Origin of the sequence: Brevibacillus sp. LEMMJ03, assembly GCF_007197875.1 — a bacterium.
GTDB classification, from domain to species: domain Bacteria; phylum Bacillota; class Bacilli; order Brevibacillales; family Brevibacillaceae; genus Brevibacillus; species Brevibacillus thermoruber.
This window is the reverse complement of record NZ_VKJN01000120.1, coordinates 1-365: the sequence shown is the minus strand read 5'-3', so window position 1 is coordinate 365 and position 365 is coordinate 1. Positions and strand designations below refer to the sequence as shown.

At 48.2% G+C, this 365-nt stretch carries 1 protein-coding gene; it reads left to right on the top strand.

Annotated elements, in window-relative coordinates; genetic code table 11:
* Positions 1-365, top strand: a 365-nt coding sequence (locus FOI68_RS23075; protein ID WP_143864444.1) for an ATP-binding protein, incomplete at both ends; no start/stop codon positions are given.

Here is a 365-nt window from a genome sequence, read left to right as displayed (position 1 = left end):
GTAACCCGACACGAGAATGTCTTGTTCTTAGGGCCTCCCGGAGTAGGAAAAAGTCATCTGGCGGTGGCGTTGGCTGTAGAAGCCATCTCGCAAGGGATATCCGTTTACTTTGTCAGTCTCTCGCAACTCATCGAAGATCTGCGAAAAGCTTACACGGAAAACAGGCTGGATAAACGCCTACGCATCTATATTCGACCAAAGCTCCTGATTATTGACGAGATTGGCTACTTACCGTTTGACAGTTTGGCAGCTAACCTCTTTTTCCAGGTAGTAAGTGCAAGATACGAGAGAGGGAGTATTCTGTTGACCAGCAACAAGAGTTTCGGTGAATGGGGGGAACTGATGGGCGATCCGATACTTGCTAC